General features: G+C 44.8%; 21 protein-coding genes. 7 read left to right on the top strand and 14 right to left on the bottom strand.

The window, feature by feature from the left end:
* Nucleotides 1-51: 51 nt before the first annotated feature.
* Nucleotides 52-705: a PASTA domain-containing protein gene (locus NQ546_RS04185; RefSeq protein WP_004293135.1), complete on the bottom strand. Its 654-nt coding sequence runs from the start codon at nt 703-705 to the stop codon at nt 52-54.
* A 225-nt stretch (nt 706-930) separates the two neighbouring features.
* Nucleotides 931-1,092, bottom strand: a complete 162-nt coding sequence (rpmH, locus tag NQ546_RS04180; protein ID WP_004292199.1) for a 50S ribosomal protein L34 — start codon at nt 1,090-1,092, stop codon at nt 931-933.
* A gap of 190 nt (nt 1,093-1,282) precedes the next feature.
* On the opposite strand from rpmH, the gene efp reads away from it, so the two are divergent.
* The 6 genes from efp (at nt 1,283) to NQ546_RS04150 (ending at nt 5,666) form a co-directional block, all read left to right on the top strand.
* Nucleotides 1,283-1,849 carry an elongation factor P gene (efp, locus tag NQ546_RS04175; RefSeq protein WP_004292178.1) on the top strand — a complete coding sequence of 189 codons (567 nt, stop codon included), beginning with the start codon at nt 1,283-1,285 and terminating at the stop codon, nt 1,847-1,849.
* A gap of 596 nt (nt 1,850-2,445) precedes the next feature.
* A complete protein-coding gene (locus NQ546_RS04170) occupies nt 2,446-3,435 on the top strand; it encodes a glycosyltransferase family 2 protein (protein ID WP_004292176.1) in 990 nt (329 codons plus the stop codon).
* A gap of 38 nt (nt 3,436-3,473) precedes the next feature.
* Nucleotides 3,474-4,160: a RadC family protein gene (radC, locus tag NQ546_RS04165; RefSeq protein ID WP_029429343.1), complete on the top strand. Its 687-nt coding sequence runs from the start codon at nt 3,474-3,476 to the stop codon at nt 4,158-4,160.
* Nucleotides 4,161-4,234: 74 nt separating this feature from the next.
* Entirely contained in the window at nt 4,235-4,546 is a 312-nt protein-coding gene (locus NQ546_RS04160) for an iron-sulfur cluster assembly protein (RefSeq protein WP_004292174.1), read from the top strand.
* 22 nt (nt 4,547-4,568) lie between these two features.
* Complete coding sequence (locus NQ546_RS04155; protein ID WP_004292173.1) at nt 4,569-5,333, top strand: UDP-2,3-diacylglucosamine diphosphatase; 765 nt, start codon at nt 4,569-4,571, stop codon at nt 5,331-5,333.
* A gap of 123 nt (nt 5,334-5,456) precedes the next feature.
* A complete protein-coding gene (locus NQ546_RS04150) occupies nt 5,457-5,666 on the top strand; it encodes a hypothetical protein (protein ID WP_004292172.1) in 210 nt (69 codons plus the stop codon).
* A gap of 72 nt (nt 5,667-5,738) precedes the next feature.
* Here NQ546_RS04150 and NQ546_RS04145 read toward each other — a convergent pair whose 3' ends face one another.
* The 7 genes from NQ546_RS04145 to NQ546_RS04115 all read right to left on the bottom strand — a co-directional run bounded on the left by NQ546_RS04145 (nt 5,739) and on the right by NQ546_RS04115 (nt 18,866).
* Nucleotides 5,739-7,151 (bottom strand): alkaline phosphatase, encoded by a 1,413-nt coding sequence (locus tag NQ546_RS04145; RefSeq protein ID WP_004292171.1) that lies wholly within the window; start codon nt 7,149-7,151, stop codon nt 5,739-5,741.
* A 150-nt stretch (nt 7,152-7,301) separates the two neighbouring features.
* Complete coding sequence (locus tag NQ546_RS04140) at nt 7,302-9,320, bottom strand: glycoside hydrolase family 65 protein (RefSeq protein ID WP_004292170.1); 2,019 nt, start codon at nt 9,318-9,320, stop codon at nt 7,302-7,304.
* Complete coding sequence (locus tag NQ546_RS04135; protein WP_004292169.1) at nt 9,320-11,002, bottom strand: alpha-amylase family glycosyl hydrolase; 1,683 nt, start codon at nt 11,000-11,002, stop codon at nt 9,320-9,322. The genes NQ546_RS04140 and NQ546_RS04135 overlap by 1 nt, the downstream gene beginning before the upstream one ends.
* Nucleotides 11,003-11,138: 136 nt before the next feature.
* Nucleotides 11,139-12,908, bottom strand: a complete 1,770-nt coding sequence (locus NQ546_RS04130; RefSeq protein WP_039953555.1) for a RagB/SusD family nutrient uptake outer membrane protein — start codon at nt 12,906-12,908, stop codon at nt 11,139-11,141.
* A gap of 16 nt (nt 12,909-12,924) precedes the next feature.
* Entirely contained in the window at nt 12,925-16,200 is a 3,276-nt protein-coding gene (locus NQ546_RS04125; RefSeq protein WP_004292167.1) for a SusC/RagA family TonB-linked outer membrane protein, read from the bottom strand.
* A 10-nt stretch (nt 16,201-16,210) separates the two neighbouring features.
* Nucleotides 16,211-17,710 carry a hypothetical protein gene (locus NQ546_RS04120; RefSeq protein ID WP_004292166.1) on the bottom strand — a complete coding sequence of 500 codons (1,500 nt, stop codon included), beginning with the start codon at nt 17,708-17,710 and terminating at the stop codon, nt 16,211-16,213.
* A 43-nt stretch (nt 17,711-17,753) separates the two neighbouring features.
* Nucleotides 17,754-18,866 (bottom strand): hypothetical protein, encoded by a 1,113-nt coding sequence (locus NQ546_RS04115; protein ID WP_004292165.1) that lies wholly within the window; start codon nt 18,864-18,866, stop codon nt 17,754-17,756.
* Nucleotides 18,867-19,241: 375 nt separating this feature from the next.
* Here NQ546_RS04115 and NQ546_RS04110 point away from each other — a divergent pair, with 375 nt between their 5' ends.
* Nucleotides 19,242-20,924: an alpha-amylase family glycosyl hydrolase gene (locus tag NQ546_RS04110; protein ID WP_004292163.1), complete on the top strand. Its 1,683-nt coding sequence runs from the start codon at nt 19,242-19,244 to the stop codon at nt 20,922-20,924.
* A gap of 111 nt (nt 20,925-21,035) precedes the next feature.
* Here the strand turns inward: NQ546_RS04110 and NQ546_RS04105 are convergent, their stop codons facing one another.
* The 5 genes from NQ546_RS04105 to NQ546_RS04085 form a co-directional block, all read right to left on the bottom strand.
* On the bottom strand, nt 21,036-22,127 hold the full coding sequence (locus NQ546_RS04105; RefSeq protein ID WP_004292162.1) for an endonuclease/exonuclease/phosphatase family protein: 1,092 nt from the start codon (nt 22,125-22,127) through the stop codon (nt 21,036-21,038).
* Nucleotides 22,128-22,130: 3 nt separating this feature from the next.
* On the bottom strand, nt 22,131-22,973 hold the full coding sequence (locus NQ546_RS04100; protein WP_004292161.1) for an HAD-IIA family hydrolase: 843 nt from the start codon (nt 22,971-22,973) through the stop codon (nt 22,131-22,133).
* A gap of 12 nt (nt 22,974-22,985) precedes the next feature.
* Complete coding sequence (locus NQ546_RS04095; RefSeq protein WP_004292160.1) at nt 22,986-24,266, bottom strand: MFS transporter; 1,281 nt, start codon at nt 24,264-24,266, stop codon at nt 22,986-22,988.
* Nucleotides 24,267-24,279: 13 nt separating this feature from the next.
* The gene (locus NQ546_RS04090) at nt 24,280-25,620 is read right to left on the bottom strand and encodes a sn-glycerol-1-phosphate dehydrogenase (protein ID WP_004292159.1); all 1,341 of its coding nucleotides are present in this window, start codon (nt 25,618-25,620) and stop codon (nt 24,280-24,282) included.
* A gap of 85 nt (nt 25,621-25,705) precedes the next feature.
* Nucleotides 25,706-26,638, bottom strand: coding sequence for a glycerophosphodiester phosphodiesterase family protein (locus NQ546_RS04085; RefSeq protein WP_004292158.1), 933 nt, complete (start codon nt 26,636-26,638; stop codon nt 25,706-25,708).
* Nucleotides 26,639-26,751: the final 113 nt, after the last annotated feature.

The raw sequence follows: 26,751 nt of genomic DNA, 5'->3' as shown, positions 1-26,751 counted from the left end.
TCCTTTTTAAGAATTAAAGACACCCTCATTCGCGCGCACTTACGTTTAACTTCAGAACCAAGACTCATCGGCTGCAGAACTTTCGGACGTAACAACCTCCCGCGGTTCTGCGCCTTCATCCGCAGACAGGGAATCACCTTCCTGCATTTCCTCTCCGCCATTGCCGACCATCAAAGTCAGCGTTGCGCCCATAGGCACTTTTTCGCCCATGGCAAGAACGCGGTCCTGATACTTCACACCATACACCCAGTCCTTCTCGCCTGCCATGTACTCAATGTCGTTCAACTTAAATCCGGAGGCCAGGATACGCGCTTCCGCCTGACGCAACGAACTGTTGTCCGCTACATCGGGAACCGCTTGCAAGGGTATATTGATGGCATTGATTGTCAGATAAATGATCCGGCCTTCTTTCACCTTTTGTCCGGCAGCCGGATTATAGTCCAAAATGCAGCCTGCGGGTTTGTCTTTCACATAGGTAGAATCGGAAATGACGCAAGCCAGTCCTTTGTTTTCAAACACCTTTCCGGCTTCTCCCACCGTCATGCCTTTTACGTCAGGCACCACCACAGCCTCACCATGATGAGTGTATATATCTATTCCTTTCAATGTCCCGAACAGCAACAATCCCACTACAACAATCATTGCCGCGATGTTTATCCAGAAGTACTTGTTCTGCCGGAAAGAAAAAAAATCCTTTATAGTCATAATCACTACAATTTGGTGCAAAGATAATGCAAACCGAGAGCAGAATAAAATGAACTTGTTCATTTTTTATGCCGGGATGCGGTTTATCTTCGCTTTTGGCACAAAGATAATGCAATTTGGGCGCATTGCAATGATGTTTTCTTGAAAGTTTCACAAAAGAAAAACCGCAAAACACTGTCACCAGTCCTTTGCGGCTTTCTTATTTTCTAATTAATAGGGAATGACTTATGCTTTCACTCCGTTGTATTCGTCAGAAACAGTCAGTTTCTTTCTGCCTTTAGCACGACGTGCGGCCAATACTCTGCGACCATTAGCTGTAGCCATTCTCTCACGGAACCCATGTTTGTTTTTTCTCTTTCTGTTAGAGGGTTGAAATGTTCTTTTCATTACTGTATCTTGTTTTATGTTATTATTCTACGTAATCGGGCTGCAAAAATAGAGACTTTTTCTAAAATAACCAAGAGATAACTCATTTTATCTCAAAACTTTTTGTGTTTTTTACCGATTTCCATTACTTTTGCACTCGCAAATCAAGGGAAACATCTTAATAACATAATAATAATAAAGACTATAAAGTATGATTAATGCCCAAGACATTAAAATCGGAACTTGCATCCGCATGGACGGCAAGCTCTATTTCTGCATTGACTTCCTGCATGTAAAGCCGGGAAAAGGTAATACTTTCATGCGTACCAAGCTGAAAGATGTAGTCAACGGCTACGTTCTGGAACGTCGTTTCAACATCGGTGAAAAGCTGGAAGACGTACGTGTAGAACGCCGTCCGCACCAATACCTCTATCATGACGGTGACAACTACCAGTTCATGAACCAGGAAACTTTCGACCAAATTCCTATCGCCCACGACTTGATCAACGGTGTGGACTTCCTGCTGGAAGGAATGATTGTGGATGTTGTATCCGACGCCTCTACCGAGACAGTTCTGTACGCTGACGTACCTGTGAAGGTTCAGATGAAGATTACTTACACCGAACCGGGCTTGAAAGGCGACACAGCTACCAACACCCTGAAACCTGCAACAGTAGAATCTGGTGCAACCGTACGTGTACCGTTGTTCATCAACGAAGGTGAAACCATCGAAATCGACACTCGCGACGGTTCATACGTAGGCCGCGTAAAAGCATAAGTCTATCCTTTAAATATTTGAAGGGGCTGTCTCAAAACGAGATTCAGCCCCTTTTCCGTTTAGACAAGCCTGCAGGACATTGACAGTTTCAGCGGCAGGAACTCCCAGTTTACCCTAATGAAACTCTTAGTTGCGTACGTTAGAACTCCCAGTTTACCCCGGAGAAACTGCCAGTATCTACCTGAGAAACAAATATTTTCCCTAAGCATGGCGGAATGCTGCATAATGAACCGCCGCTTCTTCCTATGCCGATATGAATACGCATCCAAGCCGTTTTAAGTAATGGACTAAGACAACCAAATACAGGATTAAGAAGTTAAACCGGTCAACCAAATCAGGACGACACACTGCGTGACAGATAACTGTAAACAATCTTATCCGTCACACTCATCCGTCACAACGCAACACACATACAATCAGCGTCATACCCCCGTAATGTGACAGCGTGACAGATAATTCTCATTTTTAAACTTTGCGAAGAAGGACGTGCACAAAAAATAACAATCTGAATGTGCGGCAAAACAACAACCTATCACCAAATAAAAACGTATCTTTGCAGCATCATCTCCCGTAACCCGATAAAAAGAGACAGAGACATGCGATATTCCGTTATCATTCCCGTATACAACCGCCCCGACGAGGTGGACGAGCTTTTGCAAAGCCTGACCCGGCAAAGTTTCAAGGATTTCGAAGTCATCATCGTAGAAGACGGCTCTTCCGTTCCCTGCAAAAATGTCGCAGACCGTTATCAGGACATTCTGAACATCCGCTACTACTCCAAGCCCAATTCCGGCCCGGGGCAAACACGCAATTATGGCGCAGAACGCAGCCGGGGAGAATACCTGATAATACTGGACTCCGACTGCATCCTTCCCGAAGATTACTTTCAGGAAGTGGAAAAAGAATTACAGGAAACTCCTGCCGACGCCTTTGGCGGACCCGACCGCGCACATGCCTCTTTTACCGATGTGCAAAAAGCCATCAACTACTCCATGACTTCATTCTTCACCACCGGCGGTATTCGCGGCGGGAAAAAGAAAATGGACAAGTTCTATCCGAGAAGCTTCAATATGGGAGTACGCCGCGAGGTCTACGAAGCACTCGGCGGCTTCTCCCGGATGCGTTTTGGAGAAGACATAGATTTCAGCATCCGCATCTTCAAAGGCGGATACAGGTGCAGGCTGTTTCCCGGAGCATGGGTATATCACAAACGACGGACGGACCTGAAGAAATTCTTCAAGCAAGTGCACAATTCCGGCATTGCCCGCATCAACCTCTACAAGAAACATCCCGACTCCTTGAAAATCGTGCATCTGCTGCCCGCCACATTCACTCTGGGAGTAGTGGTGCTACTGGCAAGCGCACCTTTTTGCCTATACAGCCTCCTACCGGTTGCGCTATATGCACTGCTCGTCTGCACAGACTCCGCCATTCAAAACAAGAGCCTGCGCATCGGCCTTTATTCCATTGCCGCATCCTTCATCCAGCTCATCGGATATGGAACCGGATTCTGGAGAGCCTGGTGGAACCGCTGCATACTCGGCAAAGATGAGTTCGAAGCATTCAAAAAGAACTTTTACAAGTGATGAACGGCAAGTGCCGGCAGTCGGTAAAGAAAAAAGAAATGAAGAAATTAACAATCAACCAGTGGGCAATAGAAGACCGCCCGCGGGAGAAAATGATGCTAAAAGGCGCAGAAGCCCTTAGCGATGCAGAACTGCTGGCAATACTTATCGGTTCCGGAAACACCGAAGAGAGCGCCGTTACACTGATGCAGCGGACACTTGCCTGCTGCAACAATGACCTGAACCGGTTAGGGAAATGGGAAGTGCACGATTTCTCCCGTTTCAAAGGGCTTGGACCCGCCAAAAGCATAACCATCATGGCAGCCCTTGAACTGGGAAAACGCAGAAAACTGCAAGAACATCCGGAACACACCGTCATACGTTCGTCCAATGATATTTATGAAATTTTCCACCCGTTGCTGTGCGACCTCACCATCGAAGAATTCTGGGTACTTCTGCTCAACCAGGCAACCCATGTCATAGATAAGGTACGCATCAGCCGGGGCGGCATCGACCAAACCAGCGCCGACGTAAGAAGCGTTTTGCGCGAAGCGTTGCTGCAACGCGCCACACAGATTGCACTGGTGCACAACCACCCTTCGGGAAACCCGCACCCCAGCGACGACGACCGCCGGCTAACGCAACTCATACAGAAAGGCGCACAGACCATGAACATCCGTATGATTGACCACGTTATAATTACAGACGGACTATATTACAGTTTCAATGACGAAGGTATGCTGTAATGTAGCATGCACATTCTTTGTAGTTTCAATTAAAATCTTTAGATTTGCTTCGCTAAACCAACAACCGTACGAATATGACCAAATTTGAAATAGAAGAAAAAATCGTAGCCATGCTGAAAACCGTATTCGACCCGGAGATTCCGGTGAACGTATACGACTTAGGGCTAATCTATAAAATAGACGTTTCCGACAGCGGTGAGACAGTCATCGACATGACCCTGACAGCCCCCAACTGCCCTGCGGCAGACTTCATCATGGAAGACGTCCGCCAGAAAGTAGAATCGATAGACGGAGTGGAATCCGCTACCGTCAACCTGGTGTTCGAACCCGAATGGGACAAAGACATGATGAGTGAAGAAGCGAAACTGGAACTGGGCTTTCTCTAACGAATAACGGAATAGTATATAAATGAAGAACGTATATTTCCTATCAGACGCACACCTGGGTTCACGAGCCATCGAACATGGACGTACACAGGAGAGACGGTTAGTCAACTTTCTCGACAGTATCAAGCACAAGGCATCCGCCGTATATCTGCTGGGAGACATGTTCGACTTCTGGTACGAGTTCCGCACCGTCGTGCCCAAAGGCTACACCCGCTTTCTCGGCAAACTGTCCGAACTGACGGACATGGGCGTGGAAGTGCACTTCTTTACCGGCAACCACGACATCTGGTGCGGGGATTACCTGACCAAGGAATGCGGAGTAACCATTCACCGCGAACCCCTTACTACGGAAATCTACGGAAAAGAGTTCTATCTTGCCCATGGCGACGGACTGGGCGATCCGGATAAAAAGTTCAAATTGCTGCGAGCCATGTTCCACAGCCGCAGCCTCCAGACATTATTCTCCGCCCTTCATCCCCGCTGGAGCGTAGAACTTGGACTGACGTGGGCCAAGCATAGCCGCCTGAAAAGAATAGACGGAAAAGAACCCGACTACATGGGCGAAAACGAAGAGCATCTGGTGCTGTACACCAAAGACTACCTGAAAAGCCACCCGAATATCAACTTCTTCATCTATGGACACCGCCACATTGAGCTGGACCTGATGTTGAGCACCACTGCCCGCGTACTGATTCTCGGCGACTGGATAAATTACTTCTCGTATGCCGTATTTGACGGAGAAAACCTCTTCCTGGAAGAGTTTATTGAAGGAGAAACGAAGCTATAAACATCTGCCATAAATTGCAAGAATCGTTTATTCTTATTAAATGATTGCGAAAAGAGACAGGAAACCGGAACTTTTTGCGCGGAATCTTGTACTATCATCATAACCATTAAAAACAACATTGTTATGGATGATATGATTTACAGAAACAACTCCATTGCCGAAGAGAACATAGACCCCAACGGCCACCCGGCAAAGAACGAATTTGAAGAATGGAGCGAAGACGTTGCCGAACGGACAGACCTCGGCTATAAAGACGAAAAGGTGAAATCCGCCCAAAAACGGAAAAAGCTGATCAAAGAAATGGACAAGGTTATCAAAGAGGATCTGAAATAAGAGACCGGAAGAGATTAGGTCAAAATGCAATCGGCTACCACTCTTTATGACAGAATGATAGCCGATTGCATTTTACTTATATCCTGCTGCTTTCGCAATACGTTTCGGAATTTCCGTATTATCCATCTTGCCGGTAAACAAGTCGGCTCCTGCGCCTATCGCAAACACAGGCACATACCCCGCCGTATGACTGGAACTGGTCCACCCCACCATTGCTATCTGGCTCATAACCTTTCTGGCAGCAGCAGCCAAAGGTTCGGTCCTTGCATAAAGACTCTCCTCAAAAACTACTTTGTTTTTCACAAACGACTGTTCATATTCATCACGAAGCATTTTCTCCTGCTCCCAAGTCAAAGGCAGTTCTTTCCAAAAGCCCATTTTCTCTGTAAGCAAATCCTTTATCTCATTCCATGAAGCTTTTCCGGCCTTATCTTTCCGCAAATCGGTAATCGCTTTGGAAAGAAGGTCTTGGGATTGCTTCTGATTCAGCAAAGATTTCAGATGCAGTTCATATTTCCCGATGCCCAATCCCATGCCACCGGTCTCATGGTCGGCAGTTACAACAATCAGGGTTTCCTTCGGATGCTTTTTGTAGAACTCATAAGCAACCCTCACCGCATTGTCCAAATCGATGACCTCTTCAAAAACGGTAACCGGATCGTTGCTATGGCACGCCCAGTCTATCTTGCCGCCTTCCACCATGAGGAAGAAACCTTTTTTGTTTCCTTTAGACAAAAAGGTAACCGCGCTTTCCGTTATCTCAGGCAAAGTCAAATCCCCCTCTTCGTGGTCTATGGCATAAGGCAAGCAGGAGGGTTCGGCGCCCTCTTTCTGGATAAGTATCATTTTCTTTGCATCCGCAGCTTTTTCCTTGTATTCATCCAGTCCCCTCGCAATAGTGTAGCCCGCTTCTTCTATAATAGGAAAAACGTTCGGAGCCTCTTTCTTATCGGCAGTCGTGGTGGGCTTCAGGAAGCCGCTGCCCGCATAGAAGTCGAAACCGGCTTTCGGTAAATCAAGTGCAATCTCATAATACCTGCTACGATTGGGCTGATGGGCATAGAACGCCGCAGGAGTAGCATGGTCCACACTGACACTGGTAGCGATGCCCACTTTCCGGCCGGCTTTCTTCGCTCTTTCGGCAACGGTGCTCAGGACGTTTTTGTCATCATCCATACTGACAGCACCGTTATAGGTTTTCTCTCCGGTGGCAAGTGCCGTACCCGCCGCAGAAGAATCGGTCACCGAATTGGTAGCGGAAAAGGTCGTTGCCATCGTACCCGCCGGAAATGTGGTGAACAAAAGCGGCTTTACTCCAATACGCCCTTCCTGTTCAGCCAGATACATCTCAGCACCATTCACTTGGTTTACCCCCATTCCATCTCCAATGAAATAAAATACATACTTTGCCTGTTGCGCCCAAACTGTACTTACCAGAAATATGACCAGCAGTACAGCTACATGTCTTCTTATAACCTGTTTCATTGCAATAACCCTTTATTTATTAATGCGGAGCAAAGATAGAACATTTTTCGTTCCGTAATAATTGCGTTTGTGTTAAAAACAAATCCCTATAAGCCTCTTTTTGAAGACTTATAGGGATTCCGGTAAAAACAACACACCACAGATTACATTCTATTTTCGTTCTCTTACGTAGTCTTTTTTTTCAGGACCCACTCCTTTTATGACAACCTTCGTCCAATGTTTCGGCAATACCGAAGGCAGTTGCACCACCCCGTTTTCCGTTATCCTTAACCCGGCAAAGCCGTTGATAACAGCTTGCAGCAATCCTCCTGCACCTGTGGCAAAATAAGGATTCTGACTGGTGGGAGTTTCCGCCAACACTCCAAAGGGAGGACGCAAATTAGGGACATAAGAACGGCGGAACATTTCATAGGCTTTATCCGCATCACCCAAACGGGCATACTGCACACAGAAAGCAGAATAGGACATTGCAGGACCATGCTTCGGATCTATCTTCCCGGCATAATACTCCAAATCTTTCTTTAAAGTTTCAGGATCGGTAACCACCTCCAGCGGATAGCCCAACAGATTGACGTCCGCTTGCTTAATCATAGCTCCTTTATACTTTTCATGCTCTTTCGTCACCCCGTTGCCAAACGAGTGAAAGCGCAGATTCTCCGCAATATCGTTCCATACGGCGGGGGCTTCTTCCCCGCAGGCTTCGGCTGCACTTACCGCATACTTCAAGGCGCAAACAGCCGCACCATTGGTAAACGCGTTATCCGTCACACCGCTGGCATATTCATTGGCTCCCACCACATTGGCTATCGCATAACCGCCGTCGGGCATCTTCCTGACACGACTTTCCCAAAATGCAGCAACTTCTTTCAGCAAAGGATAGCCTGTCTCGACCAGCCATTCACGATCTTTCGTCACACAATAATAATGCCAGGCGGCAATTGCCACATCGGCTGTGATGTGATGTTCAAACGGTCCGGTCAAAGCCCATACAGGAGTGGACTCCATACCGGCATCATCCGACTCCCAAGGGAACATGACACCTTTATAGCCATGGGCATAAGCACGACAAGCCGCCCCCTCCATGCGGTCGGTACGATAATCCATCATGGAACGGGCTATCCCTTGATTCAGCAATAGCATCGGCGGATACATCCACAATTCCGTATCCCAAAAGATATGTCCATTATATCCTTGTGCCGAAAGTCCCATCGGCGGAATGCTCAAACGGCTTCCTGCCCGTCCGAAAGAATAAAGATTATAAAGAGCAAAACGTACATTGCGCTGTGCCTCTTCATCTCCTTCTATAATTACATCACCTCCCCAAAGCTCGTCCCAGGTAGCCTGATGCGCTTCCAGCAAACGATCCGTCCCCTCATAATTGGCATAAACAACCTGGCGTATGGATTCACCATAAGGATCGGCAAAATCCCGGGTGGAGCATACCGTACCCAAAAGGGCAAACTTTACGGTTTCTCCTTTCTGCAATGTGCGGGAGATAGATATAGCCCCCGCTTCTTTCAACAATCGGAAATCGAACGCTTTCTTTTCATAAACAAAGCCCGCCGAACCCGTCACCTTGTGCGTACCATACCGAGAAGGCGCACTGACACTCACAACGTACTGCCCGGCTTGTCCGCCTTTCATCTTGGTATAGACCGTATCGGGCACACCGTATTCTTTCGGGACTTCCGTCCGCTGCAACACCTGTACCGCACAGTTCTCAAGAGCCTTTATTTCTACCTGAATCATTCCGGCGTAAGGCATATTCCTCAACGCACGAATACTATACCTCACTTTCACCTTATTCAGCGCATCAAACGATGTGATGTGGGCAGCAGCCTTCATGTCAATCTCCTGCCGCCAACCGGCAATGTTCTTCCCCTCAACGGCCACATCATCCACCTTCAGCGAAAGCAAAAAAGGATTTATACCCCGCAATACCCGACTGACACCATGTTTACCTCCGTTCTCGAATACATGGTTCAGAATGACATGCCGCACCGAAAAAGGTTCTTTCCAAGGTAATATTCCGATACCGCCATTGGCTACCGGAGCACCGACATAGGCTGCGTCGGCGTCGGTAGCAGTCAATTTCCAGCCATTGTCTTGTGCAGCCAATGACACGCAAGTGAATAGCAGAATTGCCAGAACAATATTTCTCATCCGCATTATTCGTTAATCTTGAAAATCACAGCAGATACGGGTGCCATCTTTATGCAGTCCTCTGTTGTACCGCCTTTATACTTCGCCTGCTTTTTATCGCCCAACACCATTTCCCACTTTCCGGAGTTGAATGTCGGAAACTTCGCCGTCACTTTCTTCGCGCTTGGGTTTACAGCCACACAATAACGTTCTCCATCCGCTTCACGCAAATAGATCAAAGGATAAGGCTGCTCCACGTTACTGATCATTCTCCAGTCTCCTGTATTCCCTAAAGCCTTGGAAGAATCACGCAATTTCAATACGTCACGTACATAGTTCAACAAAGAGTTCTCATCTGCTTGCTGTTGTTCCACAGTGGGGGCATCCTCTGCCGGGTCAACCGGGATATACAACTTTTCTGCGGGAGCAGTAGAAAAGCCCAAGTTGACAGAACCGTCCCACTGCATAGGCGTACGGCTTCCGGCACGATTCCGCGAAGCAAGCACGCTACCCTCCACGTCGGGAAGTCCTTCAATATACTTCATTCCTATTTCATCACCATAATAGATGCAAGGAACTCCCGGCATAGTCAGCAAGAAAGTCATTGCTACTTTCAACTGTTTCAAGTCCGTACGTTTTCCGCAAGCCAGACGCCATATATCATGGTTGGAAGTCGGCAAGGAGATATAGCCTTTTCCTTTCGTTTCTCCATATTCTTTCTGGTACATCTCTACAAACTGCTTAACCTGTCCTGCTCCTTCCAACCCGAAATAGCAATTGATATCTTCCGTTTTTTTCTTGTTGAAGAAGAGAGAAGTATACCCTTTCCGTCCGATATGGAACAGAAAATCGATATGAAATCCGCCGCCAATAGAATTGGTCGGTTCTCCCCATTCGGCAATAAAAGCTCCCTCCGGATATTTTTCTTTGAACCAAGTGCTAACGCCTTTCCATAAACGGCTTGTCTCGATGTGCTTCGGATCATTCTTTATCAGGCTGTATGCCATATCCACCCGAAAGCCGTCCATACCTTTATCCATCCAAAAAGAAATAATATTCTTCAATTCACGCCGAACCGCTTGCGGGCCGGGAGCGTCCACCGACTGTTCCCAAGGATGCTCCGGATTGGGATTGGCATACCCATAGTTCAGTGCTGGCTGGCAATCAAAAAAATTCTCCATGTAATTGCCGTCACGTTCACAGTCTGTGGCAACAAACTGTTTCGGTTTTTCCGCTTTGGTAGGTGTCCAGATGAAATAATCGCTATATTGCAAGTTCTTATCAGCCTGCTTTGATTGCAAAAACCAGGGATGCTTGTCCGAGGTATGTCCTGCCACAAGATCCATAAAAATTTTCATTCCTTTTTCATGTACTTTCTGAACAAGACTCACCAACTGGGAATTTGTTCCATAACGCTTGTCCACAGAATAGAAATCTGTCACATCATACCCACCATCAAAGAACTCGGAGGAAAACACCGGACTAATCCAAATCGTGTTCACTCCAATGGACTTGATATAGTCCAATTGCGATTCAATTCCTTTCAAATCACCGATACCGTCACCATCACTATCTTTGAAAGAGGCCGGATAGATTTGATAAACCACCGCCTTTTCCAACCATTGCGGAAGATGTTGAGCTTTCACCATTCCGCCAACGAGGAACAGGCTAACAAGTATAATCCATTTCATAATTTCCACTATTTTCATTTTTTTATTTTATGCCCGATTGCTGTCGCTTTAAGAAAGACATTACATCCGACAGTCAAATATAGACTGATAGAGGCCGAAAGATGTACTCTTAGATACATCAACATCATTTATATCACATCACTAAATTATATACTTAGTTCTCTTCCCAACCCGGATTCTGCTCCAAAGCCGGATTTATAACCCTGACATTTCTCGGTATAGGGCGAAGATATTTCTTATCATCCCATTCCCGTTGGAAAGCTTCTCCCCAAACCAAATAGCCACTTTTTTCGCCCGAAAGGGTGAGGTTACCGCCAAGCTGCACGAACTTGACTCCTGAAATACCGGGCTTAGTGCCTTTATAAAAACATACGTCATTCTTTCCGTCACCGTCCAAATCGTAGCCTTCATTCACTTTCGGAATGTAAATACCTTCCCACTTCGTTCTGTTTGCAGCAAACAGGTCTGCCGCTTTCCAGCGCATCAGGTCATCATAACGACGGTCCTCTGCTATCAGCTCAATGGCGCGTTCGCGTCTGATTTCCAACAAATATTTGTCCGCTATATCCGGATAGTAGGTTTCCTGCATATAAGAATCCGCAGTTTCAGGTTCCTTACCGTTGACACCGGCCCGTTCACGCAGCAGTTTGATCGTTTTGTTCCATGTATCCGAAGTGAACTCGCCGAGTTCGGCTTTAGCTTCTGCATAAATCAGCAAGATTTCGGCATACCGGAATATAGGCATTGCGTTTGTGGCTTCCGCCTGACCATCATAGAATGTATCGTCCAAAGACCATTTCATCATGTGATAGCCGCTCAATGTAATAGTGAAATCCGGCAAAACCGTTATTTCCTTATCTTTACTTATACGCTTGTAACCCGGAGTACGGATCGTCTGCTTCAAACGGCAATCACGATCTTTCACTTCCTGTGGGAAAGTCATCGTCTCATAACCGGCTTTGTCCGTAAAACGGCTACCGTCCCTCATCAAATAAGTGTTAACGAATGAACGGGTCAACGACCAGCGGGAACCTGCCGTAGCGGAATTGTACTTCCATGTCACATCATGCCAACGACGAAATTCGGCATCATACACCTGTGCCCAAATAGTCTCATCCAAAATGGAGCGTACACCTGTTCTGTTCTCCGCCGTAAACAATTTGCGGTAATCCTTTTCAGCCTCACCGGTATTCAACAGTTTGTATTGCTTGGAATTTATCAACTCCTCTGCAGCCGAAGCCGCCTCCCTGATCCATTTGTCCGCATCCGGCAAATTCATTTCCGTATGATATTTACGGAATGTACCTTCATGTAAGCATACGCGCGCCTTCATTGCCAATGCTACGTATCGGGTGACTGTTGTACAAGTCTCATCTTTTTTGTCAGTGAGGTATTTTACAGCTTCATTCAGGTCATTCAAGACCTTGTCCATTACGAACTCTCTTGAGTCACGAGGTTTATACAGTGCCTCATCGTCAGGTTCCAGGCAATAGTCGTAATAAGGAACTCCACCGAAAGTTTTCACTTTCTCGAAATAGAATTTGGCACGCCAGAACTTAGCCAATCCCATATATTTGTTCTTGATATCGTCACTTACCGGCGATTGCTTCAGGCGGTCAATGAAATAGTTGATATTCCGTAAGTCACTCCAGCTCCATCCGCCTTGATTGTCAGGTCCATAACCCGAGCTCAGATACGAACTGACCGAAACCACCTCCATAATATCGGACACACCGTCTCCGGTAGCCACGCCGACTCCCGGCATATCTTTTTCATAAAAAGAATTTGCATAAAGACTTATCTCGCGCTCTGTCTTAAAGAAATCATCAGGCGTTATCTTATTTTTGGGATATTCGGTCAAGAAATCCTCGCATGACGCGAACATCAGTCCCAATGCCATTGCATATAAATATATTTTTTTCATAATCTTCCCTCTTTTTTTAGAATGAAACATTCAATCCTACCGTATACGTTTTCAGCATCGGATAACTATATCCCTGTTCCTCACCTTTACGGTCTTTCAAATCGACATCACCGCCCTTGATCACTTCAGGGTCGAAATTCTCACATACATTGGAGAATGTGAAGAGATTTTCGCCGGTGAAATAAATCTTCAATCCGGTCAGTCCTAACTTAGACACCCATGCCTGCGGCAATGAATAATCAACGGTCAGCGCTTTCAGACGCAAGTAAGAAGCATCCTGCATATAGCGGTTATTCGGCGTTCCCATCGGGCGTCCGCCATTTTCAGAAGAATATCCCACCAAACGGGGCCAATAAGCGTTGGGGTTAGGATTCTCCTCCGTCCAACGGTTCTCATGCATCTTCAGTGAGTAGCCGTAAGGGCGGTTGTACTTGCCCCAGAAGAATCCTGTTTCCTGTCCCGGATACCAATCTCTTTTTCCTACGCCTTGGAAGAAAGCGGAAATGCCGATACCCTTCCAACCTACATTCAAATTGAAACCGTAATGATAACGTTCTTCCTCATTGCCGACAATAACCAAGTCACCATGATCGCTCAACGTTTGCGCACCCTTGTCAATTTTACCGTCTCCATTCAAATCGGCAAACTTCAAGTCACCGGGTTGCCATATCTTAGAGTCGGAAATCTTCATATAATCCTGGTCGGCATGGTTGGCTATTTCATCATAACTGGTGAACAAACCTTCGATGTTGTATCCCCAAATGTCACCAATGCGGTAACCTTCATAGTAATCACTCAACTTGCCGGTAGCATTGTTATATTTGGTAATCCAGCTTTGGCTATCCCATAGCATGAACTTCACTCCATAATGGAAATCACTGCCTGCCAGTTTGAAATTATCTCTCCATGAAAGGGTCAATTCCCAGCCTTTTGTTTTCAGATCGGCATAGTTGCCTTTGGGTTGAGTAGTACCCAACACTTCCGGAAGCGTAGGTCCTACCGTATACATATCAGTCGTATTACGGCGGTACCAATCGAATCCTATCGTCAGGCGGTTTTTAAACATATCCACGTCTACACCCACATCGTATGTGGTAACCTTTTCCCAAGTCAGATTATTGGGAATCAATCCCGGATAACTTGTATAATTCACTTGCCCGTCGCCTACAATCACGCCGGTTTTATCAATACTCATGGTGGGTAGGAATTTATAGGGATCTACATTACCATTACCCAATGTACCGACTGAGAATCTCAACTTCAGATTATCGAGCCAGGAACGAGTACCCTCCATGAACTTTTCTTCCGAGATACGCCATGCCGCCGAAGCAGAAGGGAAGAAGCCCCACATCTCATTAACAGGGAATTTGGACGAACCGTCATAACGTCCGCTTGTTTCAATAAGATAACGTCCTTTGTATCCATAGTTCAAACGATAGAACACACCTACATAAGACCAGTTCTTGTCACCTTGTTCCAGTTTATAGTTCAAACCGTCCATCAAATCATAATTCGGTCTGTCGGGGAAAAGGAAACCGTCTCTTTCCGAATAAAAGGTATCTTTATTCGACGTCTCCAGGTTCCAGCCTCCCATTACGGATAAAGCATGATTTTTTCCCAGTTTCGGAGTCCAAGTACCATTAAGGTTGGCTGCCATGTAACGGGTTTCATCTTTATTATCCATCATAATGCTCTTGCCCTTTTCCGCAAACTGTTCGGGACCGGTGCTGTAAGGAACATAATTCAAAACACGATTACGCTTATAAGCCGTATTGACATAAGTAAAATCTCCGCGGAACTTCAGCACATCTTTAATAGGAGTAATGTTTACTCCAAAAGTATTCTTATATTGCAGTGTTGTCTGGTCCTGATAAGAGCTTTCGTTATAGAAATCTCCCACAGCACAATAAACAGCACTGTACGTCAGGCTTCCGTCGGGATTATACATTACAGCCATCGGAAAGCCCTGCTGTTCCATATTACGCTGGATATTCAAAGTCTGATCATACGAAATCAAAGGATAATGATACGTCTTGTGCATCATATCAAAGTTATTATCGATGCTCAGCCAAGGCTTGATTTTTATAGAGCCTTTCGCACGAAAGTTTCCACGCTGGTAATCATCTGTATTGGCACGGTAGATACCATCCTGTGAGAAAAAACGGCCCGACACATAGAAGTTGGCTATATCATTTCCACCTGTGATACTCATTGAGTGGTCTGTCCCGGCTGTCACGTCTTTATAGAGAAGTTTGTCCCAATCCGTATTTCCAAAGTACTCATACTGTCCGGTATTCTCGTTTATCTGCACTTTGGGCAGGTCAGGATTCGCATCGTGGCGACGCAATTCTTCGTGCCACTCCGGTGTATAAGGAAATATATTATTGATAGAAGTAGGCATAGTTCCTTTATTGTTTACAAAGGCTTCTACAAAGTCGTCTGTCCACTGCAATCCGTTTGTCACCAAATCAGGCTCCACTGTACGCTGGCTGAAAGAGAAACTACCATTATAATTCACTTTCACGCCACCTTTCTGCGCATTCTTGGTGGTGATCAATACCACACCAAAAGTACCGCGAGCACCATATACTGCAGCCGAAGAGGCATCTTTCAGAACAGAAACGCTCTCTATATCTTGCGGATTTACTGAATTCGGGTCACCTTCCACACCGTCTATTAAAATCAGGGCTTCTCCACCTGCACCAATAGAGGTTGTACCGCGAATATTATAAGACGCTCCGCGGTCGGGCTTACCGTCACGCATGGATATGTTCAGGTTCGGAATCTGCCCTTGCAAGCTACGTGTCAATGATGGAGTTGAACGTCCTTCCAATGCTTCAGAATTAATATGGTCTACCGCACCTACCAAGTCTCGTTTCTTCATAGTGCCATATCCCACAACCACCACTTCATCCAAAGCCTTGACATCCTCTTTAAGAGTAACATCCAAAGACTTCCGGCTGCCCGGTGTAAGTACCACTGTATTATAACCTATAAAAGAGAATTCCAGTTTGGTCTGTTTGCTTGGCAAAGCCAGACTATAATTTCCGTCAATATCGGTAATGGTACCTTGTGAAGTCCCCTGTACCCTTACAGTTACGCCAATCAACGGTTCCCCATTCTGATCGCGCACACACCCCTTTACCAATTCTTTTTGCATCACAGCTTGTGATTCATAACGGACATCCAATTCATCCCGATTCAAATCATCGGCCCATGAAGGTGCAGCCAGGCAGCACGCCAATGAGAATACCGCTATACGGCAAGTTTTATTCACATTTATTGTTTTCATATTATCAGATTTATTTATCAACAAATACAGTTACTCCTTCAGCAGCTTCAATATCACTTACACTAACACTTTCAGGACCACCTTTCACGTTCAGTTTGTACAATTTGCCAACACGAGGTTTCAACCATTCGGTTGTCGTAACTTCTCCGCCCATCATGATGTAACATCCGTCATCATTATGTCCTTGCTTGGCAAACCAAGTGTTTGTTCCATCGCCAAAATAAGGTTGCGGCTCACCTTTGGAGTTTACAGTACGATACAGATCATTGTCAGTAATCAGATAACGGTCTTCTTTTCTGATGGGAGACTCGCCACCATAGAATACAACATCTTGAGGCACTGTGTTCTTATCAATATCCACTCCCTTAAACACTGCTATTCCGTCGGGCACATTCGTCTTTTTATCGGAATTCAAATTATTGAATATACCTGAACCACCTTTTGCCGCTCCATTATCGTTGCTACCTCTCTTTTTATAGAAATCGTATGCCCACCATCTATCTTTCTCTATCATAGGACTTCCCCAATCATCATAATAACTTGCAATCATATAACTTGCTCCACCTACATAGAAGAATTGTCCTTTCTTTACACTACCGGAATTTATGTCTATCTGATAAGTAGTTTTTGTATTTTGTCCTTTCGACTCTACCCAGCCATCCAAGGCGGCAGGATAAGTTTTATCAGCCGGATTCGTAGCATTCATACCCGTAATGACACAGTACGGAGTCTCATCAAAATTAATATCTTTCAATGCCAGCAGTTGAACATACTCATAACCGCCTTTATGAAGAAAACCACCGCCTGACGTAGTCCCCGGGTTCGGAGAATCCGATCCTTTCGGATCCACAAGGAATCCCGTAATAACAATATCCGAATGATGTATCAGCTTCACGATCTCCACATTGGATGTATTCTTGGCAACGTCTTCAACAACAGAGACAGCCTCTGTCTGTACTGCCACCTCATTCATTTCGTCATATACTTTAATCAAATAATCATCCAAAGGTATTTTAGTAAAAAGCGTCTCGCCTTTCTCATCCGTCAGTCCCGACTTATAGACAACCTGCTCCTCTTTGGTCAGCAAATCTACCTTACGTCCGGAGATAGCAGCACCTCTATCCGACTTCACAATGACCGTATAGTCGGCCACCGTCATTTCATAATTGCCAGCTTTCATCGTAGCGACATTTAGAGCGTTGTCGTCGCCCACTACCACATCAGTCTTCAATATTTCCGTCTCACCCATCATCGCCGTAAAAATATAGCTCCCCGGCTTGAGGTTCAAGAAGTGTATCTTACCAAAAATATCCGTATTTTTACTCATAACCAGTACATCCGGTTTATGGCTCATAAAAACATTTACCACTGCTTTGGATATGGGGACATCCGCCTTATCCAACACCGTAAGCTCAAACTCCTTAATCACAGGAATCGGAGGAGTCACATCATCATTACATCCTACAAAGACGGCTCCCAACAGAAGCAACATAAAAAAGAATTGTTTCATAGTATTTATCTTTTGAAAATTATCTTCACTTTTAAAACCAGAATCATTTATTGCGATAAATCAAAATATTCGCCAGGCGCTTATCATCCTTTCCTTCCATTTTTCTCGATGCAAAACCCAAGTACAGCGTGCCATTCTTCACTTTGATACCTTCCGCTTCCATATACCCACGATCGGTCATTCCGAATTCATTCAGTTTCTCGGCATCTGCAACAGCAGCCACTTCCTTTCGTGCAGAAAGAAGGCCGTTTTTGTCCAATATACTTACATAAGCCTTTGAAGGATCGGCTTCAAGATATCCCATACCCTCATAATAGTAGACGAATTGCTCATCAATATCATAACCCTGAAAAGCCAACTCGCCTACACTTCCTCCATGTCCGTCGGAAACCGCAAATTGATAAAGAGGCTGAAGCTGAGAAAGCTCTCTCGCCTTGACAGTCAACGTCACTGTTTTCTCAGGAGTAGCCTCATCTTCACCGCCATACTTCAGAGGTTCCAGCACGACATCCACCGGAGCCAGCTTCATAGCTTCACTCAAACGATAAGCTACAAAAACACGCGTATTAACCCCCGACACCTTCTTGGAATATTGTACTCCCAGCAAATCTTTCTCCACATTAATTGCAGGATGTATATTACGGGTACCTTTCAGATGGAATACATCCCCTCCGGCAAGCTGTACACTTGTTCCCGGTTCATACTTCACGCGGCATATCGTCTGCGAACCGCCATAACTTTTGTCACTCCCCTTATTGCCATGACTCCCTAACCAAATATAAGTTCCGTCGGCAGCTTCTTCAACAGCCATGTTCGTTCCATGTCCAAAGAATTCAAATACCATACATTCCGAAGGATTGGTAGCATTAGGCGCTCCATGCAACACATTCAACTGATGCTGGCTGCTTCCCGCTATCTGCACATAATAAATATCACCGTTCTTGGCAATATCCATGCTTTGAATTACAGCGTTTCTTTTCAAAGATACACCTTTACTGTAAATCAAATCTTCGGAAAGAGGTTTCGAAAGTTTCTCAAAATACGGCTCATTAAAAACCAAAGGCTTTTTTTCAGTAGGTTCAACCGTCTCACCATCTTCACAAGCAAATAACACAGAAGAGAAGCAAGCACAAAGTAGCACTGTCTTAAGTGCCATACTGCATAATGTTTTCATAGTCTTATATATTATAATAATTAATATCAGATATTTATAAACGAAATTTAATCTGTCGTCATATTCATTTAGATAACTTTCCGCGACAAATATAAATATAAAAAATAATACAGCAAATAAAAAACGAAAATAATAGCAAGAAAACGAAAGAAAAATGCAAAATAAGAATAAATATTAAAGAAAAAGAAACACAAATGAAACACAAACGCAATACAAAATCATTAAAAGCAAAGCTAAACGCAACAAGAGAGACGTCCAATAAAAGTTAAAAGTCACAATTTCAAAGAGTATTTATCTGCCCTATCTTCCACAAATTATTATATTTGCGGTATATAAATCATCAACAATCGAAATGATATGAAAACAAAAGAAACATTATTTTTACTATTATGCTTCATTTTATCTACTGAAGCTTTCTCGCAGAAAGGTCCCGAATGGCTAAAAGACGCAGTCATATACCATATATATCCCAGCAGCTTTCAAGACAGTGACGGAAATGGCATCGGAGATCTGAAAGGAATTCACTCCAGACTGGATTATATCCGTTCAATCGGAGTAAACACCATTTGGCTCAGCCCTATTTTCTCTTCCGAATTCAAGGACGGCGGATACGACATCACTGACTTTTACCGTATTGATCCCCGGTTTGGTCAAAACGAAACATTGACAGCACTTATTCAGACAGCACACTCCAAAGGTATCCGAGTTTGTCTGGACCTTGTGGCTGGACATACCTCGGATAAGCATCCATGGTTTTTACAGTCCAAGCAGACTGATACCAACCTGCAACATAGTGATTACTACATTTGGACAACCGACAAAAAACAAAAACCCCAAAAGTACGTAGACGCACCAGACGCAGCACGCAACGGATACTATATGAAAAACTTCTTTGACTGCCAACCTGCACTGAATTACGGATTTGCCCAACCCGATCCCAACCATCCCTGGGAACAGTCCGTCAATGCTCCCGGACCACAAGCTGTCCGCCGCGAACTGAAAAATATCATTGCTTTCTGGATGGACAAAGGAGTAGACGGATTCCGCGTAGACATGGCACAAAGCCTCATCAAACGCGATGACCGCAACCACACAGCCACCATGCAATTGTGGGACGAGATCCTAAGCTGGTTCAACAAGAAATATCCGGAAGGAATCATGATGTCGGAATGGAGTATGCCGCATGAAGCTATCAAAGCTGGATTCAACATCGATCTTATTATTCACAACGGAGTGAAAATATACCGAAACCTTGTCTGCAACACAGACGACAAAGGAAAACCAAACAACTGCTACTTCGACAAATCCGGCAATGGACAAATCAAAGAGTTTGTAACTAATTATGGCAAAGAATATCAAGCAACCAGAAACCTGGGATATGCCACCATGCCTACGTGCAGCCATGACATATGGCGACTAAACCGCCTGCAACGCAACACACCGGAAGAACTCAAAGTAGCATTAACCCTCTTTCTCACTATGCCTTGGCCACCTATCATATACTATGGTGAGGAAATAGGTATGAGAAACCTGGAAGAAGCCCCTTACAAAGAAGGGAGTAAGAGCGCACGCAACAGAAGCAGTTGTCGCACTCCTATGCAATGGGAAACAGGATTGAACGCCGGATTTTCATCCGCACCATCCGACCAAATCTATTTGCCGATAGACCCTGCCGACAATTACCCCAATGTAGCCTCGCAAGAAAACGACCGTACTTCCATCTTGAATTATGTACGCACTCTACTGGAAATCAGAAAGAACATACCAGCGATTGGCACAAGAGGCGACTGGAAAGCTATTAGCGACATAGAACAGCCATACCCTTTTGCATACATGAGATGGATAGGCGATGAACAGTATTTCATCGTGTTAAACCCCAGCGGGCAAAAAGCGGAGACAGCCGTCAACCTGCCGGACAATTCAAAGATTGAATGGTTAGCAGGAACGACTTCCAGCTATCGGATTAAAACAAAAAAAGGAGAAACACGCCTTCAAATGCCCGCTACTTCAGCTATCTTATGTAAAATAAGGACCAAATAACATTAATGGGGAAAAAGATCTTACACAGGATTATATCAAAATAGAATTCGGCTATCATTCTGTTGTTTAGAATGATAGCCGAGTTCTATTTTAACACACCTCCATGTTTTTTCAATTCATATTGCAAGGATTTTCCGAATGTAGTCCAGAAACGCGAAAAGAGAGCATCACAGCTTTATGATCTGTGGGCCACCCTCTCTTAGGGCGAATAAAACAATCCGAACTCCTCTCCTTTTTCATTTTTCCTTTCACAACAGAATGTACAGGCCCTACAATCCAAGCTTCTTCCGGAACCAAAAACGGGGAAGGGTAATAATAAATAAAATCAATTCGTTCTCGTTCATCAGCCTCAGGCGCCCACGTCAATTTAGCCACAGGTGCACATTTGTTTCCGGCAGGATACGTAAAGCCCGGATGAGTAACGGGATTAGGATAAACCGAACGATAAGCATCCCTGAAACCTGCCTCATAGAGCATACGGGAACAGTCCCAATTCACTATTACCCCATTATGTCCCCACAACTTTTTCGTATCTTCTTTCCAATCCAAATGAGACGGTTCATTGAAGTCACCTGCTAGTAGAATGGTGTGTTTCTGTTCAATGTCCAACCGTACTCGCTGCAAAAAAACTTCAACCGCTTTCTTCCGGTCACTCTTTCCATTCATTGCAAGGATATCCTCCTCATTCAACACAGGCTTAGCTATCTTTTTCCAATCACTCCCGCTATATCCCCTGGGTAGATAACAGGCATAATGCCGATAATCTAGATGAGCGGCATATACCGCTACTTTTCTACCGGCAACAGTAAGCAATACACGCAAAATTGCACCTTTTTCTCCTTTTACACGCGGATAGACTGTTTCCTGCTCATCAATCGGAAAGCGCGACAGCACTCCTACTGACAAAGAACTGTTCTTCCCATAAAAAGTATAACCACGCCGGTTCAGTTCCTTTACCATATAAGAAATAAAATTCTCTCCCCGATAATCCCGCAGTTCATTAAGAAAGATGATGTCCGCATCCGAATGAATGATTTCATCGACAATCATACCAACCGCCCCATCCACCTTAGAGCCACCCATCCAGATATTCATCTGCAAGGCCTTAAATAAAAAAGTTACAGGCGGTTGAGCCGCCTGTAACAAACCGTATTTACCTGTTATCGAGAAAAATAATACGTAAAAAAAAACTTTTACCTTCATATATTAAAACGTACTATGTGCTAATAAAATCATTTCCTGAAATTCCGCCAAATCGCGCATAATCAAATCCGGGTTAGGCTGAAGAGCCACAGCTTCCTTATGCGTTGTCTCTCCTGAAAGAACCAACACCGACAGAGCGTTTGCCCGCTGTGCCATAAGAATATCCGTATAAATCCGATCACCAACCATAGCTATTTGTTCAGCTTGCAGATTATGACGTTCCATGATACCGTTCAACATTCGAGGATCAGGCTTGCCGATAACCATATCCGGCTTTCGCCCGGTGGCATGCTCCAAACTTGAACAAATAGACCCACAATCAACCAGCACCAAGGATTTATCAGTCGGGCATATCCGGTCTGGGTTAGTCGCAAGATAAAGCTTCTTCTGATTAATCCACCACGCAGCACGACACAAGCGCGAATATACCAAGGACATATCAAATCCTACAACAACAGCATCCGGCTCATCATTTGCATCGTCCATTGTAGACTCAAACCCGGCCTCCTCAAACTCTTTTATCATGCTTGGAGTCCCCAAAATGAAAAGCCGCTTACAATCAGGACGATACAACCGGAGATAATCGATTGTAGCCTGAGCTGACGTATAGAACTCATCTTTTGAAGCCTTAATTCCCATATCATTCAAATGCTTCAAATAATCGTTAGTACTTCTCGAAGGATTATTAGTCAAAAACGAATAGCCAATACCCAGCTCTTTCATTTTATCCAAAAAACCAATCGTAAAAGGGAAAAGCGTCCCTCCATTATAAATAGTCCCATCCATATCTAAAGCTACATGCTTCACTCGGCGAACCTTTTCCAATATTATTTCATTTATATCCATTTTTCAATTCCTTCAATTACCTTCATCATATCCATTCGCTTTAGCCGTCCATGCAGCCATAAAAATAAGAGTACCAACAACTGCTATTAAGATCAACGCGCCGACCGCTACATCCCAACCATAATGTTGAGCCAGAAGTCCTAATCCCCAACCTGAAACCAACGTACTGGCATAACCAAACAACCCTGTAAAGCCAACGGCCGTAGCCGCCGCCTTTTTGGTAGCTATATTGGCTGCAGCAATACCGACGAGTGCCTGAGGGCCATAAATGCAGAATCCGGCAGCTCCGAGCAAACATGTAGCCAACCACATCGAAGGTTCTTGTAATCCCCAAAATAAAGCTATAAACACCGTAGCCAAAGCCATACAAAGCACGCAAACTCGTGGTCCGCGCCCGCCAAAGAAGCGGTCTGTCGCCCAACCTGCCGTCAACATCCCCAAAATACCAGAGATTTCAAAGGCAGCGACCATCCAGCCGGCATGTTGAATGGAGATGCCTTTCCATTCTCCTAAAAGGGTAGGTCCCCAATCAAGCACAGCGTAACGGACAATATACACAAAGAAATTAGCAAAGGCTAATACCCAAATAGTGGGGTTTCCAAAAACATGTTTCCGTACAAAAGCCTTAAACTCCTTGGAAGATTCTTCCTTAGCTTCGCCGGCTCCCTTTTGATTAAGTTCCGGCAAGCCCACAGAACGAGGGGTGTCGCGCAGAGCAAACCAAAGTCCCACCGCACCTACCAAAGCAATAATGGAAGGAAACCAAAAGCACCAACGCCACCCAAGGCTAACAATATATCCGCATACTATCACCACCAAGCCGGCACCAATAGAATGTGAAGTATTCCATATGGACATTTTGGTTGCAAGTTGCGTAGGAGGAATCCAGTGAGTCAGCAAACGAGCACAAGGCGGAAAACCCATCCCTTGAAACCAGCCGTTCAGCATCCAAACGATGCCAAATACAAGCACCGCAGAACTAAATCCAAACAAAATATTACAAACGGCGGAAAGTACCAATCCTGTCACCATAAAATAGCGTGCATTCACACGATCGCCAATAAAACCGTTAGCGAACTTTGAAACCCCATACAGCAACCCATGTAGTGTCAGGAACAATCCCAAATCTCCTTTTGTGATGCCTAAATCTTCCTGCATGGCAGGCATCGCTATACTTAGGTTCTTACGAACAAAATAAAACAAAGCATAGCCTATCATGCTTGCTATAATAGTTCGTGTTTGCCAGTACTTAAACTTCTTTGCCACCTCAGGCGTCATTCCCTCCTGTTTCATGTTCTTTCGTATTTTATTCCGTTATCTCCCAAATCTTTCCTTTGCCGAACAAACCGTCCAACCATTGCTTCATATAACCGCTACGCACAGCAAGATCAAGCACAGTAAAACGGCGACGGATAAATTGCGCACGAATAAACGTATCACGTAAACGCTTCCTCGTAATACCGATTTGTTCCGGTTCCGTAGGAGCCCCAACCAACTCCAAGCGCCGTTTTACTTCTTTATAAGGAAGCAACTGTGCAAGTAGGCGTTCCCGAATTTTCGGCCAATATTCTTTCAACTGCTGCAACTGAACGGCCAATTCTTCACGTGTCACGTACTTAGCTTTCGTTTCCTGTACTCCGATATTCGGAAAATCAGTTCCTACAAACATTTCGAGCGCAGCTTTCTTCAATTCCTCCGGAGTCGGCCATGCTGCACAACAGGCTTCGACATCCAAGTTTTCCAAAGGGGTCCTCAGAACCTGTTCATAGAATGCCGTAACAGCCAACATTCCTATACTGACTTGAAATCCATGAGATATATGTTCGCCATTATTCAAATGGTGTTCCATATTCCAAAGATGGCTAAACTGGTGCTCTGCACCGGAAGCAGGCCGACTTGATTTAGACCACTGCATAGCAAAACCTCCCAGCATAAGCCCCTCAATCAGTTGCGATATAGCCTCATCATCACCTGCAGCAGCGCCCTCCGGATTTGCCAAAGCATCATGCAGACCATCCTGAACAATACTCCAAGCAGTCTCATCTATTTTCTCAACACCCATCCAATCAGCCAGTATCCAGTCAGCTCCTGCTGTAACTTTTGCAAATAAATCCGCATACCCGGAAGCAGTCATAACGCCGGGAGCTTTTCTAATGATGTTCGTATCGGCCAAAACAGCCAAAGGAGCCGGACAACTAAACGTTTGTTTGGCACCCTCCGCCGTAATCGACGCTCCAAATGCCGTATAACCATCCATAGAAGCCGCAGTGGCTACACACATATATCTCCTGCCTGTCAGATGAGAGGAAAGTTTTGTCAAATCATTGATTGTTCCAGAACCTACCGCTACCGGTATTGCGTCATGCTCTTTCAACGATTCGACCAAAAGATCGATATAAGAATATTCAGCATACAGGTCCGGCTGTGTAAAGATGAATGCCGGTTGCAACCTCACCCCTGCCTTTTTCAATTCTTCTTCCACTTTTTTACCAGCAACATCCCAAGTTGTTTCATCAGCAACGACTACCGCCCTTTTCCCGGGAAACTGCTCTTTAAACATAACAGCGACCTCATTTAACACTTCACTACCTATACGAAGAGCACAAGTCTCATTCGCAGCCTTCAAGGCATCTTCAATTCTTGACATATTTATAATTTCCTTATTATTAAATTATCCATTAGGTTATTTTTATCACAAACTCCGGGATATTCATTTCCGGAAGACAAATCAATTACCGAGAGTGCAAGACCTTCCACACTTCCGTCGGTATATCCGATTCTATAATATCCGGCCTCTTGTCAATCTCCTCCTTATATTTTGCCGCACGTTCTTCAATAGTAGGCAGTTTGTCATGTGTCGGTGCTACACTAATCATACAACGCACTCCATACGCATGAAGCATTTCGCATATTTTACTATTCTCCGGAGTTAAAGTGCGGCCAACATAAGCAATCATGTTTTCCCAAGGTACACCCGAAATTGATATATCTTCAAACTCTTTCATGTTGCGAGCAAAGACAGACATCATAATATCAGGAAAACGGTCGTAATAGTACCTCGCCTGTGCACCTGTATGCACTGTCAGCATTACATGTTTTTCTGCTCTATGCTTTTTTATCAAAGCTGCGATCATAGACATCGGAACATCCTTTTTATCTAAATTGATAATTGTTTTGCCTTTACTCCAAACAATAACTTCTTCTAAAGTCGGAATACGGCAATCTGTCACTTTACCGGAATGATCTTTCAAACGAAGCGACTGAAGCTCCTCCCATGTATAGTCTTTTACCTTACCTTTCCCTGTGGTAGTACGATCCAAAGTTGCATCGTGCATTAGTACAATCACACTGTCTTTAGTCAGGCGAGGATCTATTTCAAAGAAAGCGGGCATTTGGGTAAGAACATTCTCCAGCCCTTCTATACAGTTCTCCGCATAACCCACCTCGTATCCTCCACGATGACCGCTAACCAGTATCGTTCCGTCTCCTTTATAGCTAAAAAAGTCTCTCAGCTGAGATGTTTTATCAAATTTCAGTGTGTTCAGTTTATTCTGTGCAGACAAATCCGGTGCCACCAACAGGCCTCCCAGCATAAGGAGAGCCATTGACGTTTTAAATAGCTTTGCATAGTTTTTCATGGTACTATTTTTTTTAAAATTCCACATTAAACAAATCACTCATTATTCAAATCTTACTCACCACACAGGTAACGTAATAAAATGCTTAATGATAAATATCACATCCAGCTTTCCTATTTCTCTGTTTTAGCATACTTTCA

The sequence above is a fragment of the Bacteroides eggerthii genome (assembly GCF_025146565.1).
Taxonomy (GTDB): Bacteria; Bacteroidota; Bacteroidia; order Bacteroidales; family Bacteroidaceae; genus Bacteroides; species Bacteroides eggerthii.
The sequence above is the reverse complement of the archived record's forward strand: the minus strand, read 5'-3'. Positions and strand labels throughout refer to the sequence as shown.